We start from the raw sequence: 13,357 nt of genomic DNA, 5'->3' as shown, positions 1-13,357 counted from the left end.
TCGAACTCCTGTGGATGGGATAACTGGATATCTGCGGCGCGTTGCCGTTGAGACCAATGTAGGAGCTACCCACTCGCGACACTAGGACCAGGAATGACGTTTCACTGACAACCGATGGTTGATGATCAGCGCCTGGCGATCGACGTGCCGCCCAACCCCAGCAGCCGATCGCCGGGCCCGCCGCTCGCCGCCACGACGAAATCGATAAAGCGCCGCACGCGGACGGGCATATGGGTGCGATGCGGGTAGTACATGTAGAGGCCGACGTTGTTGCTGTCGTACTGCGGCAGAATCGCGACGAGCCGCCCCGCCGCCAGATCCTCCTGCACCATGTACGCGGACAGCTGGCCGATGCCGATGCCCGCGCGCACGGCTTCGATCTCGGTCTCCACATCGTTGAAGGTCGCCACGGCCGGCACCTCGAGGTAGACCAGATCGCCATCGATCGTCAGTTCCCACGGGATCGTCCGGCCCGTGACGGGCCGCCGGAAGCCCGTGCACTGGTGCCGCTGCAGGTCCTCGGCGCGCTTCGGTTCGCCATGCCGGGCCAGATATTCGGGCGAGGCGCAGATCAGCAGCGGCAGATCGCAGAGCTTGCGGGCCACGAGGTTCTGGCCCGGGCTGGTCCCGGCCCGGAAGCCCACGTCGATCCGCGATTCCACGAGGTCGGTAAAGAGATCGCTGGCCACGACGTCGAACGTGATGCCCGGATACTGCTGCCGGAACTGCCGGATCAGCGGCACCAGCACGCGCACGGCCACCGAATGCGGCGCGGTCAGCCGCAGCATGCCGTCGTCCTCGGCCCGGCTGCTCCGCACCTGTTCGAGCGCTTCGTCGAGCTGCCGCATGCCCGGATCGGCCAGTTCGAACAATCGCGCGCCTTCGGTCGTCAGGCTCAGCTTGCGCGTGGTCCGGTGCAACAGCCGCACGCCGAGTTCGTCCTCGAGCGTGCGCACGGCCTTGCTGACCGCCTGCGGCGTGACGCCGGCCTCCACCGCGGCCTGCGCGAAGCTTTTGGCCCGGACCACGCCCAGGAACAGTGTCAGTACGCGCGCCTTGTCCATGTTTGGCAACTGAGGGTTGGGAATGATGCGTGACTATAGCGCGCAGGGCGTCGATTCCGGCTAGGGAAAGTCCTATCCCACAAGCGTGTCGGCGCGACTCTACAATAAGTCCATATTGTAGTTAAGCAATCCATAATATGGACAACAGAAGATTCCCATGCCGCTCGATACGCCCGACACAGAACCGCTGACGCCCTACCAGTATCCGAACCCGCCCGATGCGCTGCCCGAGATCGTCGTGCCGCAGGCCATCCCGACCGACGAGCGCCTGTGGGTGCCGCAGGCCGAGAATGTGTGGTTCCGGCCGCTGTGCCTCAACGCGAGCCAGGGCTACTGGATGAATCTGCTGCGCGTGCGGAAGTCGGGCGTGCTGAGCCGCCATCGCCATCCGCAGGCCGTGCATGGCTTCGTGCTCAAGGGGCGCTGGAAGTATCTCGAGCATGACTGGGAAGCGGTCGAAGGCAGCTACGTGTTCGAGCCGCCCGGCGAGACGCACACGCTCTATGTGCCGCCCGATGTGGAGGAGATGATCACGTATTTTCAGGTGAACGGCGTCATGTACTACACCGACCCGTGGGGCAAGGGCATGGGGTACGAGGACGTGTTCACGAAGATCGAGATGTGCCGCAAGCATTTCGAAGCCGTGGGCCTCGGCGCCGACTATGCCAACCAGTTCATTCGATAGCGGCGCAGTCCGATGAACGCGACGCCACGGGGCTCCCACGCGCGCTACGACTTCTCCGGCACGGTGGCCGTGGTCACGGGCGGCGCGGCGGGGATCGGCGCGGAAATCGTCGCGCAGCTGCGCGCGCATGGCGCGACCGCGATCGTCTGGGATCTGCCGAACGCGCTCGACGATACCGGCGACGGCCTGTTCAGCGCCGTCGATGTGACCCGGCCCGACACGCTGCGCGCGGCCGCGACGGCCGCCCTCTCGCGCTGGGGACGCATCGACTGCCTCGTCAACAACGCGGGTTACGCGGGACCGACCGTACCGCTCGATGCGTACGACCCCGCCGAGTGGCAGCGCATCGTCGAGATCGACCTCGTCGGCGTGTTCCATGCGTGCCAGGCCGTGGTGCCCGCCATGCGGCAGGCGGGCTACGGGCGCATCGTCAATATCGCCTCGCTCGCGGGCAAGGAAGGCACGCCCAACGCGTCGGCGTACAGCGCGGCCAAGGCTGGCGTGCTCGCGCTGACCAAGTCGCTCGGCAAGGAGCTCGCGATGGAAGGCGTGCTCGTCAATGCGATTGCCCCGGCGGCCGTACGCACGCGCCTGCTCGAGCAGATGTCGCCCGCGCATGTGCGCACGATGATCGACAAGAGCCCGATGCATCGGCTCGGCGAGCCCGACGAGGTGGCGGAGATGGTGCTGTGGCTGTGTTCGGCGTCGTGTTCGTTCAACACCGGCGCGGTGTTCGACCTCTCCGGAGGCCGCGCGACCTATTGATTTCGTAGTGCCCTAAAAATAGACCAGACAGGAGACAAGCCTCATGAAAACTCTCGCGTTCCGCCTAGGTTGCGGCATTGCGCTGACCGCCGCCTGCGTTGCCGGCCCGACCGTGCAGGCGCAGAGCTACCCGACCCATAGCGTCGAGCTCGTCGTGCCGTTCCAGGCCGGCGGCGGCACCGATGCGCTCGCGCGCGCGTTTGGCGAGTCTTCGCGCAAGCATCTGCCGCAGAGCGTGATCGTGGTCAACAAACCCGGTGCGAGCGGGTCCATCGGGTGGGCCGACGTGGCCAACGCCAAGGCGGACGGCTACAAGCTGTCGCTGCTGACGGCCGACCTGACCATCGTGCCGCACCTGGGTCTGACCAAGCTCACGTACGAGAACTTCACGCCGATCGCGCGGCTCAACGCCGATCCGTCGGCGATTACCGTGCGCAGCGATTCGCCGTACACCACGGTGGAACAGTTCCTCGATGCCGCGCGCAAGAACCCCGGCGGCATGCGCGTGGGCAATGCGGGCAGTGGCTCGATCTGGCATCTGGCCGCGGCGGCGCTCGAGGACAAGACCGGTACCAGGTTCAACCATATTCCGTTTCAGGGCGGTAATCCCGCCGTGCTCGCGCTGCTCGGCGGACATATCGATGCGGTGACGGTGAGCCCTGCGGAGGTCTATGCGTATGTGTCCGCCGGCAAGCTCAAGACGCTTGCCGTGATGGCGGACCAGCGCGTGAAGGGCTTCGAGAACGTGCCGACGCTCAAGGAGCGCAAGGTCGATCTGTCGATCGGCACGTGGCGCGGGATCGGCGCGCCGAAGGGGACGCCGCCCGAGGTCATCAACGTGCTGCGCACGGCGGCCGCGAAGACCGCCGCGGAGCCCGCGCTGCGCGAGATGATGGACAAGCAGAACCTCGGCTTTGCCTATGCGGACCAGGACGAGTTCCGGGCCGCGATTGCCAGGGACGATGCCTACTTCAAGGCGCTGATCGCCAAGCTGGGATTGAATCCATGACATTCGAAGCCAACCTGTTTGCGGGCAAACGCGCGCTGGTCACGGGCGCCACGCAGGGCATCGGCGCGGGGGTCGCCAACCGGCTCGCGAGCCTCGGTGCCCGCGTGACGGCCACGGGGATCGATCGCGGCGACGGGTCGCTCGATGGGTCGATCGATATCCAGATTGCCGACGTGAGCCAGGACGCCGACGTGGCCGTGCTGATCGGCGGATTCGACGGGCTCGATATCGTCGTCAACTGCGCGGGCATCATTCGTCGCGGGACCGAGCATGACGTGGATGTGTTCGCACAGGTGCTGGACGTCAACCTCACGGGCACGATGCGCATCTGCTCGACGGCGCGCCCGTTGCTGGCGGCGCGCAGGGGCGTGATCGTCAATACGGCGTCGATGCTGAGCTTTTTCGGCGGCGCGCTGGTGCCCGGTTATGCGGCGAGCAAGGGCGGTGTGGCGCAGCTGACCAAGTCGCTGGCATTGGCGTATGCGGCCGATGGCATTCGCGTGAACGCGGTGGCGCCGGGGTGGATTGCGACGCCGCTGACGCAGGCGCTGCAGGACGACCCGTCTCGCGCGGAGCCGATTCTTCAGCGGACGGCGTTGGGGCGATGGGGCACGCCTGAGGATGTCGCGCAGGCGGTGGCGTTTTTGTGTGCGCCGGCGGCGGGGTTTATTACGGGGGTGATATTGCCGGTGGATGGCGGGTATATGGTGAGTTGAAGGGCGCCCTCTCCCCCGGCCCCTCTCCCCACGGGGAGAGGGGAGAAAACCTGAACCAGCAGGTAATCAAACGTCGCGGCCGCCGGCCAGCGCAGGGGTTTCCGCGACGCGTAGGCCGATCTCCCGGCAGGCCGCGATCAGCGGTGTCACGTATGCCGCCACCGGGTCCTCTTTCTGGCGGAACCGTAGCGTGCTCACGCTGACCGCCGCGATCGGGCGGCCCTGTGCGTCGACGATCGGCGCGCCGAAGCAATGGATGCCCGCTTCGTTCTCTTCGTCATCGACCGACCACCCCTGCGCGCGGAACGCGTCCAGTTGCGCGCGCAGGGTCTTCGCGTCGCCGATCGAGTTCGGCATATAGCGCTTGAACTCCAGCTGCGGGATCAATGCATCGAGCGCGTCCTGCGCGAGCGCGAACAGATACGCTTTTCCCACCGCCGTGGAATGCATCGACACCGACGTGCCGATGCGCGACGCCATGCGCACCGCGCTCGGGCTCTCGAGCTTCTCGATGTAGATCATCGTGTTGCCATTGGGCACGGCAAGATGCACGGTCTCGCCCGTGACATCGCGCAATGTCTTGAGCGCCTCCACGGCCGCCACGCGCAGATCGGAACGCGACCAGCTGCGGCTGGCCAGCTGCATGAGCCGTGGCCCCAGCGACAGCGTGTTGTCGCGCGGATTCTCGCGCAGCATGCCCTCGGCCACGAGCGCCGCGACGATGCGATACACGGTAGGACGCGGAAATTCGCCGTCGCGCGCGAGCGACGCGATGGTGACGGGCTCCTCGGCATCGGCGACCTGCTGCAGCACCACCATGAACTTGGAGAACGCGGCGGTACCGGCGACCTTGGCGGGAGAGGAAGCGGTCATGAGCAATGGCGTGGATGTCGGTGGACAGGCAGCCATTATCGCGCATGCGGACGCAAAAAAAACGCCGAGGCGCCATGCCGCGGCGTTCAAAGGACAAGGAAAGTGCGTGGCGATCGTTGTCAGAAACGATGGCGGATGCCCATCAGTACACCGGTCTGGTTCTTGCCGGGCACGGTGCTGCCGAAGCCGCCGGTGCCCAGATCGGATCCATCCTTGTTGCGCGTATAGGCAAGGTTCAGATAGGCGTCGGTGCGCTTGGAGAATGCATAGTCCGCCGACACGATAAACAGCCACGGATCCGCCCCGGAATTGCGGAAGTCCTGGTAGTACGCGGCACCGGTCAGCGACCATGCGGCCGTGATATCCCACGAGGCGCCGGCCCAGTACAGGTTCGACGAGGTGGCCGCGTTCGGCGCCGTATGGATGCGGCCATAGCGGTATCCGAGGTACGACTTGACCGGACCGATCACGTAGGTACCGACCAGCGCGGCCTTGCGCGTGTGATCGTCCTTCGTGGCGACGGTCTTGCCGTCCTGCTCGTCGTACACGGCCGCGATGGCCAGCGGACCGCTCTCGTACGCGAGGCTCGCGCCGTATTCGCGGCCGACCTTCGGGCTGCCCGGCACTTCGCCATTCACGCCAGACGTACCGTCCGCGCCAAAGCTGTAGAGCAGCTTGGCCGTGACCGGGCCGAACCTGCCCGTGTACTTGAGCGAGTTGTCGGCGCGGGACTGGAACACGTCGTCCTGCACGCCGATCGAGTAACGCGTGGAGATGCCCATCGGGTCGTACTGCACGCCGATGTCATACATCGGCGTCATATGGCGACCCAGCGTCAGCGTGCCGAATTGCGACGCGTCCAGACCGATCCACGCCTGACGACCGAACAGGCGACCGCTCTGCCCGCTCTTGCCATCGTCGATGCTGAACCCGCTTTCCAGCGCAAAGACCGCGCGCAGACCGCCGCCCAGGTCTTCGGCACCGCGCAGCCCCCAGCGCGACCCCGACAGATTGCCGGACTGCATCCGCACCACGCTGTTGCCAGCGCCCTTCTGATGATTCACGAACTCGACACCCACGTCGGCCACGCCATACAGCGTGACGGACGTCTGCGCATACGCGTGACAACCCAGGCCCGCCAGGGCCACTGCTACCAGCTCTCTCTTCATGCTCTCGGTTTCCCCTAGTGGTGGCCGCCAACCGCTGATTGATCGCGGATGTGTCAATGCCGAGGCAGATTGTTCCAGCGGGCGCTGTCAGATTGAAGTGTGCATTTGTATCACAAAATACACATTGAGTGACGTTTCGAGCATGCGGTCGTTCGAAACGTCAAACGGAGAACGCGGAGATATGTCGCGGTGTTTCACCGTCCGGCCATGACATCGGTCGACATAATTGCCAGATGGCCCCCGCCCCGACCGGCTCCTACAGTTGGCTCACCGACGCACACACGTCATCGCTCAACCACCGGAAACGATCATGGAAAACCTTCACTACATCGCGTTCTTCGTCACGGGAATCGTCGTGGCGGCTTCATTCGTAGAGGCCTTCTTTCTGGCGCGCAAGGCACGCCGCGAAGGCACGGAATACCACTGGCACGAGATGGGCCTGTCCCTCGCCGACATGGTCGGCCGCAAGCTCATGGCCTTCCTGCCGCTCTCGCTGGCCACGCCGATCTTCGCGTTTGCCTGGCAGCACCGCCTCTTCACCGTCGAGATCAACAGCGCGCTGGCCGTGCTGCTGCTCTTCGTCGGGCAGGAGTTCTGCTACTACTGGTACCACCGCGCCTCGCACCGCATCCGCTTCTTCTGGGCCACGCACGCCGTGCACCACTCGCCCAACGAGCTGACGCTGGGCACCGCGTACCGCCTCGGCTGGACCGGCAAGATCACGGGCACCGCCGTCTTCTTCGCGCCGCTGGTCTTCCTCGGTGTGCGCCCGGAAGTGGTCCTGGCCACGCTGAGCCTGAACCTGCTGTACCAGTTCTGGCTGCACACCACGTGGATCCCCAAGCTGGGCTGGCTCGAGTATGTGTTCAATACCCCGTCGGCCCACCGCGTGCACCATGCTTCGAATGTCGATTACCTCGATGCCAACTACGGCGGCGTGCTGATCGTCTTCGACCGGCTGTTCGGCACCTACGTGGAAGAACGGGAAGACGAACCCTGCCGCTTCGGCCTGGTCCACCCGACGACGACGCACAACCCGCTTGTGAACCAGTTCGAACACTGGATCAGCCTGGGCAAGGACATGAAGGATGCGGGCAGCATGCTGAACGCGATCGGCTACCTGACCATGCCGCCGGGCTGGGCACCGAACGGCGAAGGCACGACGACCGAGGCACTGCGCAAGCAGCATCAGCAGCAGCAGGAGATGGCGGCAAGCGCCGGCTGAGCGGAAGGAAATGTAATGAGGAAACGGGCAGCGACGGCTGCCCGTTCTGGCTTAACGACCAGCGTCCGCGACTAACGTCCGCGCAGGAACGTGACGACGTGTTCGGCGAATGGTTCGGGCACCTCCCAGTTCGAGAGGTGCGCGGCGGGCAGCGCCACGTATCGCGCGCCCGGAATCGCTTCCGCGGCCTCGCGCCCCTGTGCCGCGGTGGTGGCCAGGTCCTGCTCGCCGGCAATCACGAGCACCGGCGCGTCGATCGACGGCAGCAGCCCACGCAGATCGGCATCGCGCACCGCGGCGCAATTGGCCGTATAGCCCGCGACGCTGGCGGTCTCCAGCATGCGCCGTACCGGCGCGATGTCATCGCCATGCGCGCGCAGATAAGGTTCGGTGAACCAGCGCGCGAGCACGCCATCGACGATCGCACCCATGCCGTCGTGCTCCACCGTCGCGATGCGATTGTTCCAGACCGTCTCCGGCCCGATCAACGCCGCCGTGTTGGCCAGCACGAAGCGGCCGAAGCGCGAGGCGTGACGGCTGGCAAGGAACATCCCCGTCATGCCGCCCATCGACAGCCCACAGAAATGCGCGCGTTCGATGCCCGCATGATCCATGATGGCGACGACGTCGGCCGCAAGCTCGGCCATGCCGAACGATGGCGAGGGCAACGCCGAGCGGCCATGACCGCGCGTGTCGTAACGCAGCACGCGGTAGTGCAACGTCAGCGCGGTCATCTGCGGGTCCCACATCTCGAGCGTAGTGCCCAGCGAATTCGACATCACGAGGACAGGCTTGCCGGCCTCTCCCTCGATGACGTAATGCAGCCGACGCGTGGGCTCAATCGGCATGGATCCCCCGCTCGCGAATCAGTGCGCCCCACTTGGCCGTCTCCTTCGCCAGATGATCCTTGAGCTGCGCGGGCGTGCTGCCGATCGGCTCCGCGCCGATACCGGCCAGCCGCTGCCGCACCGCGGGCTTCTTCAGCGATTCGAGCATCGCGCGGTTGAGCGTGTCGATGACGGCCTGCGGCGTCTTCGCGGGCACGAACGTCGCGAACCACGGCGACAGCTCGTAGCCCGGCACGCCAGCCTCCGCCACCGTCGGCACATTGGGCAGCGCGGACGACCGCACGCTCGTGGTCACGGCGATCGGCGTGAGCTTGCCGCTATCGATATGGGGCTTGGCCGACGTGATGCTGTCGAACATGTAGTCCACCTGCCCGCCCAGCAGATCCGTCATGGCCGGGCCCGACCCCTTGTAAGGGATATGCAGCAGGTCCACATGCGCCATGGACGTGAAGAGCTCGCCGGCCAGATGGATGGACGTGCCGTTGCCGGCCGACGCATAGGTGTACTTGCCGGGCTTCGCCTTCGCGCTGGCGATGACGTCGGCCACGGTCTTGCTGGGGTTTTTCGCCTTGCTGGTGACCAGCACGTTCGGCACCACCGCGAGCAGCGACACCGGCGCGAAATCCTTGATCGGGTCGTAGCTGAGCTTGCCGTACAGCGCGGGGTTAACGGCCATGCCATTGGCCACGATGATCAGCGTGTAGCCGTCGGCCGGCGCGCGCGCCACGAGCTCCGCGCCGATATTGCCGCCCGCGCCGGGACGGTTCTCCACCACGATGGCCTGCCCCAGCGACTTCGACATGTCCTCGCCGAGCGTGCGCGCGATATTGTCCATGGCGCCGCCCGCGGGGAACGGGACGATCCAGCGGATGGGGTGGTCGGGATAGGCGGCATGCGCGGGGGCGGCGGCGAACACCGCCGAAGCCGCTACGGCGAGGGTCGCCAGCGAGGGCAGCAAGGACTTCATTGTCTCCGTTCCTTGTTGTAATGGTTATCGGGGTCCGCGATCAGCGGATGGACGACGGGTGCTTGGCGAGCGGCGTCACATGCAGCTTCATGTAGGGGAACAGCGGCAGCGCGGACAGCAACGCATGCAGTTCGTCGTTCGACTCCACGTCGAACACGCTGTAGTTCGCGTACTCGCCCACCACGCGATATAGCGCCTGCCACTTGCCCTGCCGCTGCAGGTCCTCCGCGTAGGCCTTCTCGCGCGCCTTGATGGCTTCGAACGTGTCGGCGGGCAGGTGCTGCGGCACCTGTACATCCATCCTGACGAGGAACAGCATGGGATAGTCTCCTTGATCGATCGTTGGTGGCGTTGCGTGGGTGGCGTTGACAGGTCAGGCCTTGCGGCGATAGTGCGCGAGCTTGTCCTCGTCGATGGCGAGACCAAGACCCGGCCCCTGCGGCAGATGCAGCGCGAAGTCCCGGAACACCGGACGTTCGGTCACGATATCGTCCTTGACGAGCAACGGACCGAACAGCTCGGTGCCCCAGGCCAGCTGCGGCAGCGTGCAGAACCCATGCGCCGCGGCAATGGACCCCACGGCGCCTTCGAGCATCGTGCCGCCATAGAGCGCGATGCCAGCCGCGTCGCCCACCGCCGCAGTCCGCAGCATGCCAAAGATGCCGCCGGACTTGGCGATCTTCAGCGCAAATACGTCGGCGGCGCCAAGGCGCGCGAGTTCCATCGCATCCTCGGGGCCGGTCACGGCTTCGTCGGCCATGATCGGCACCACGAAGCGCGCGGCCAGACGTGCCAGCGCGGCGCGGTGCTCGCGCGGCGTGGGCTGTTCGATCAGATCGATGCCGGCGGCCTCCAGCGCCGCGATACCGGTGGCCGCCTCGGCCTCGTTCCACGCCTGATTGACATCGACGGTCACGCGCGCGCGGTCGCCCAGCGCGCGCTTGATGGCCGAGACATGCGCCACGTCGTCGCGCACGGCGCGGCGGCCGATCTTGAGCTTGAACGTGTTGTGGCGGCGTTCTTCGAGAAAACGCTCGGCTTCCTCGATATCGCGGCCCGTATCGCCGCTGGCCAGCGTCCAGAGCACGGGCAGCGTGTCGCGCACCGCGCCGCCGAGCAGCGTGGCCACCGGTACGCCAAGGCGCTTGCCCTGGGCATCGAGCATGGCCGACTCCAGCGCGGACTTGGCGAACCGGTTGCCGCGCGCCACCTTGTTCAGGCGCGCCATCGCGCCATGGACGTTGGCGGCGTCCTGCCCCATCAGCGCGGGGGCCAGGTAGGTGTCGATCGTCAGCTTGATGCCTTCCGGGCTTTCCTCGCCGTACGACAGGCCGCCGATCGTCGTGGCCTCGCCGATACCTTCCACGCCGTCGCTGCAACGCAGGCGCACGATGACCAGCGTCTGCTGCTGCATCGTGGCCATGGCCAGCTGGTGGGCCCGGATCGTGGGCAGATCGACCAGAATCGCTTCGACGGCGGTGATCGTCGTTGTCATACCTTCTCCATCCGTAAACATGCGCATTCATGCGTTGCACCGAGTATGGACCTTGACGCGACGGGCGTCCAAGACCGAAGATGTCTCGATTCATACCCTCAAGGTATGCCTCGGCATACCCCCCCCTCCGCCATGGAACTCCGCCACCTCCGCTATTTCCAGACCGTCGCGCAGGAACTCAACGTGACGCGCGCGGCAGAGAAGCTCCATATGGCGCAGCCGCCGCTATCGCGCCAGATCCGCCAGTTCGAGGAAGAAGTGGGCGTGGCGCTGTTCGACCGCGTCGCGCGCGGCCTCAGGCTGACCGAGGCGGGCCGCTTCCTGCTCGACCAGTCGCTGCAACTGACCCAGCGGCTCGAGGAAACGCTGGAGGGCACGCGACGCATCGGCCGCAACGAGAAGCGCTGGTTCAATATCGGCTTCGTGCCGTCGGTGCTCTACGGCGTGCTGCCGGAACTGATTCGCGAGCTCCGCGAGAACGATGGCGACGTGGAGGTCGGCCTGACCGAGATGATCACGGTACAGCAGGTGGAGGCGCTCAAGTCCGGGCGCATCGACCTCGCATTCGGCAGACTGCCCTTCAACGATGCCGCGATCGTCCAGCAGGTCGTCATGTCGGAGACCCTGGTTGCGGCCATCCCCATTGCCGCCACGCCACCCAAGGCGCCGCCCACCGCGGAAGATCTGGCGCGTCAGCCGCTGATCCTCTACCCCGCCCGGCCACGGCCGAGCTACGCGGACCACGTGCTGTCGCTGTTCCGCGCCCAGGGGTTGCAGCCGCGCGTGGTGCAGGAAGCCAACGAACTCCAGACCGCGCTGGGCCTCGTGGCGTCCGGCCTCGGCATGACGCTCGTGCCCGCGTCGGTGCAGCGGCTGCATCGCGACGATGTGCGATACGTACCCATCGAAGCGCCGGGCTTTCTGTCGCCCGTGATCATGAGCTATCGCGCGGGCGATACGTCGCCGCATCTGGCGCGCACGCTGGCCTGGGTGCGGGAGCGGCTGCACGGCTAGTGCGGAAACGGCACTAGCGCGGATTTATGGAAGACGCCTGGTCCGTGATCGACCACGATGGACAACGTCCCCGTCCCTTGCGACCGGGATCGCATCCTTCGCAGATCGATTACAGGAATCAGCATGACCCAGCCATCGCTCAAATGGCGCGACCGCGCCAGCATGACGGAAGCAATGTTGCCGGACGACATTGTCACGGCCTTCAAATCGGGCTTTCGTGGAAACCTTATCGGCCCCGCCGATGCAGAGTATGACGCGGCACGCCGGTTGTGGAATGCCGGCATCGACAGGTATCCCGGACTGATCGCGCGGTGCGCGGACACGCAGGACGTAGCCGCCGCCGTGCGACTCGCCCGGCGGCATCGCATACCGCTCGCCATCAAGGGCGGCGGGCATGGCGTGACCGGATGGGCGCTCTGCGACGGCGGACTCGTTATCGACATGTCGGCGATGAACCGTGTGGTCATGCACCCCGAGACCGGCATGGTCGTGGCCGGCGCGGGCGCACGGGTCGGCGATCTCAGCACCGTGACGAGCGCATTCGGCCGCGCGGTGCCGATGGGTGCCCATTCGCGAGTCGGCATCGCGGGCCTGACGTCGGGCGGCGGCATCGGCTGGCTGAGCCGCCGATACGGCCTCGCATGCGACAACCTGATGTCGTGCGAGATCGTGACCGCGGACGGGGCGTCGATCGTGGCCGACGCGCAGGCCAACCCCGATCTGTTCTGGGGCGTGCGCGGCGGCGCGGGTAACTTCGGGGTGATGACGACATTGGTGTTCCAGTCGCATCCCGTGGATCGGGTGCTCGGCGGCATCGTGCTGTTTCCGCGCAGCGAGGCGACGCACGTGCTGCGCCAGTACCGCGCATTCATGCAAACCGCACCCGACACCCTGACCGCGTACGCGGCCTTGATGTCGACGCCGGACGGCGTGCCGGCGGTCGCCGTGATGGTCTGCCATTGCGGCAGCCCAGAAGACGCGATGCGCGATGTCGCGCCGATACGCGCGTTCGCGACACCGCTCGTGGACACGATCGCCCCGATGCCGTTCGACGTCATGCAGCGCATCGCCGATGCGGGCAGCCCGGACGGATTCCGCAATCGCATTCAATCGGCGCTGATGCCCGAGCTGACCGATGACGCGATCGCGCAACTCGTCGGCCACGCCGAACGCGCCCCGTCGCCGTTCTGCATGACGCTCGTGCAGTGCCTGGGCGGTGCGATCGCCCGCACGCCGCTCGATGCCACGGCGTTTCCGCATCGGCATGCGGCGTACAACATCGGCATCGAGGCCAGATGGACCGATGCCGAGGACGACGCGACGTATGCCGCATGGACGGCTGCATTCGCCGACGCGCTGCGCCCATACTCGGCGGCCACGCAACTCGTCAATTTTCTCGGCGACGATAGCGCGGACGCCATCTGCAACGCCTTCGGCCCGCACTACGGCCGGCTGCAGCAGCTCAAGCGCCAGTACGACCCCACGAATCTGTTCCTTCGGTGCGCCAATATCCGGCCAGGCTGACCA

14 protein-coding genes are annotated in these 13,357 nt (G+C 66.2%); 7 read left to right on the top strand and 7 right to left on the bottom strand.

Features of this window, described 5'->3' with window-relative positions; translation table 11 throughout:
• Positions 1 to 125: 125 nt before the first annotated feature.
• Positions 126 to 1,064, bottom strand: coding sequence for a LysR family transcriptional regulator (locus tag AAHB16_RS14040; protein ID WP_150374746.1), 939 nt, complete (start codon positions 1,062 to 1,064; stop codon positions 126 to 128).
• 157 nt (positions 1,065 to 1,221) lie between these two features.
• Here AAHB16_RS14040 and AAHB16_RS14035 point away from each other — a divergent pair, with 157 nt between their 5' ends.
• From AAHB16_RS14035 to AAHB16_RS14020, 4 genes are read left to right on the top strand one after another with little or no spacing between them, the layout of a single operon-like run.
• Positions 1,222 to 1,749: a 2,4'-dihydroxyacetophenone dioxygenase family protein gene (locus AAHB16_RS14035; protein WP_150374747.1), complete on the top strand. Its 528-nt coding sequence runs from the start codon at positions 1,222 to 1,224 to the stop codon at positions 1,747 to 1,749.
• 12 nt (positions 1,750 to 1,761) lie between these two features.
• Positions 1,762 to 2,514: an SDR family NAD(P)-dependent oxidoreductase gene (locus AAHB16_RS14030; protein WP_342051163.1), complete on the top strand. Its 753-nt coding sequence runs from the start codon at positions 1,762 to 1,764 to the stop codon at positions 2,512 to 2,514.
• A gap of 43 nt (positions 2,515 to 2,557) precedes the next feature.
• A complete protein-coding gene (locus AAHB16_RS14025; protein ID WP_150374749.1) occupies positions 2,558 to 3,523 on the top strand; it encodes a Bug family tripartite tricarboxylate transporter substrate binding protein in 966 nt (321 codons plus the stop codon).
• Positions 3,520 to 4,239 (top strand): SDR family NAD(P)-dependent oxidoreductase, encoded by a 720-nt coding sequence (locus tag AAHB16_RS14020; protein ID WP_342051162.1) that lies wholly within the window; start codon positions 3,520 to 3,522, stop codon positions 4,237 to 4,239. Before AAHB16_RS14025 ends, AAHB16_RS14020 begins: the two co-directional genes overlap by 4 nt.
• Positions 4,240 to 4,305: 66 nt before the next feature.
• Here AAHB16_RS14020 and AAHB16_RS14015 read toward each other — a convergent pair whose 3' ends face one another.
• The gene (locus AAHB16_RS14015; protein ID WP_150374751.1) at positions 4,306 to 5,112 is read right to left on the bottom strand and encodes an IclR family transcriptional regulator; all 807 of its coding nucleotides are present in this window, start codon (positions 5,110 to 5,112) and stop codon (positions 4,306 to 4,308) included.
• A gap of 119 nt (positions 5,113 to 5,231) precedes the next feature.
• Positions 5,232 to 6,281, bottom strand: coding sequence for a porin (locus AAHB16_RS14010; RefSeq protein ID WP_342051161.1), 1,050 nt, complete (start codon positions 6,279 to 6,281; stop codon positions 5,232 to 5,234).
• A 310-nt stretch (positions 6,282 to 6,591) separates the two neighbouring features.
• Between AAHB16_RS14010 and AAHB16_RS14005 the strand changes: the two genes are divergently transcribed.
• Positions 6,592 to 7,506, top strand: a complete 915-nt coding sequence (locus AAHB16_RS14005; protein ID WP_342051160.1) for a sterol desaturase family protein — start codon at positions 6,592 to 6,594, stop codon at positions 7,504 to 7,506.
• 71 nt (positions 7,507 to 7,577) lie between these two features.
• Here the strand turns inward: AAHB16_RS14005 and pcaD are convergent, their stop codons facing one another.
• The 4 genes from pcaD to AAHB16_RS13985 are packed head-to-tail and all read right to left on the bottom strand — an operon-like array spanning position 7,578 to position 10,816.
• Positions 7,578 to 8,354 (bottom strand): 3-oxoadipate enol-lactonase, encoded by a 777-nt coding sequence (gene pcaD / locus AAHB16_RS14000; RefSeq protein ID WP_342051159.1) that lies wholly within the window; start codon positions 8,352 to 8,354, stop codon positions 7,578 to 7,580.
• Positions 8,344 to 9,321, bottom strand: a complete 978-nt coding sequence (locus AAHB16_RS13995; RefSeq protein WP_342051158.1) for a tripartite tricarboxylate transporter substrate binding protein — start codon at positions 9,319 to 9,321, stop codon at positions 8,344 to 8,346. Before AAHB16_RS13995 ends, pcaD begins: the two co-directional genes overlap by 11 nt.
• Positions 9,322 to 9,361: 40 nt before the next feature.
• A complete protein-coding gene (gene catC / locus AAHB16_RS13990; RefSeq protein ID WP_150374755.1) occupies positions 9,362 to 9,640 on the bottom strand; it encodes a muconolactone Delta-isomerase in 279 nt (92 codons plus the stop codon).
• A 54-nt stretch (positions 9,641 to 9,694) separates the two neighbouring features.
• Positions 9,695 to 10,816, bottom strand: a complete 1,122-nt coding sequence (locus AAHB16_RS13985) for a muconate/chloromuconate family cycloisomerase (protein WP_342051157.1) — start codon at positions 10,814 to 10,816, stop codon at positions 9,695 to 9,697.
• Positions 10,817 to 10,948: 132 nt separating this feature from the next.
• Here AAHB16_RS13985 and AAHB16_RS13980 point away from each other — a divergent pair, with 132 nt between their 5' ends.
• Positions 10,949 to 11,830 carry a LysR family transcriptional regulator gene (locus AAHB16_RS13980; RefSeq protein ID WP_342051156.1) on the top strand — a complete coding sequence of 294 codons (882 nt, stop codon included), beginning with the start codon at positions 10,949 to 10,951 and terminating at the stop codon, positions 11,828 to 11,830.
• 123 nt (positions 11,831 to 11,953) lie between these two features.
• On the top strand, positions 11,954 to 13,354 hold the full coding sequence (locus tag AAHB16_RS13975; RefSeq protein ID WP_191002374.1) for an FAD-binding oxidoreductase: 1,401 nt from the start codon (positions 11,954 to 11,956) through the stop codon (positions 13,352 to 13,354).
• The last annotated feature ends 3 nt before the right edge of the window (positions 13,355 to 13,357 follow it).

Origin of the sequence: Cupriavidus sp. OTU4054 (genome assembly GCF_038440175.1) — a bacterium.
GTDB classification, from domain to species: Bacteria; Pseudomonadota; Gammaproteobacteria; order Burkholderiales; family Burkholderiaceae; genus Cupriavidus; species Cupriavidus pauculus_D.
The sequence above is the reverse complement of the archived record's forward strand: the minus strand, read 5'-3'. Positions and strand labels throughout refer to the sequence as shown.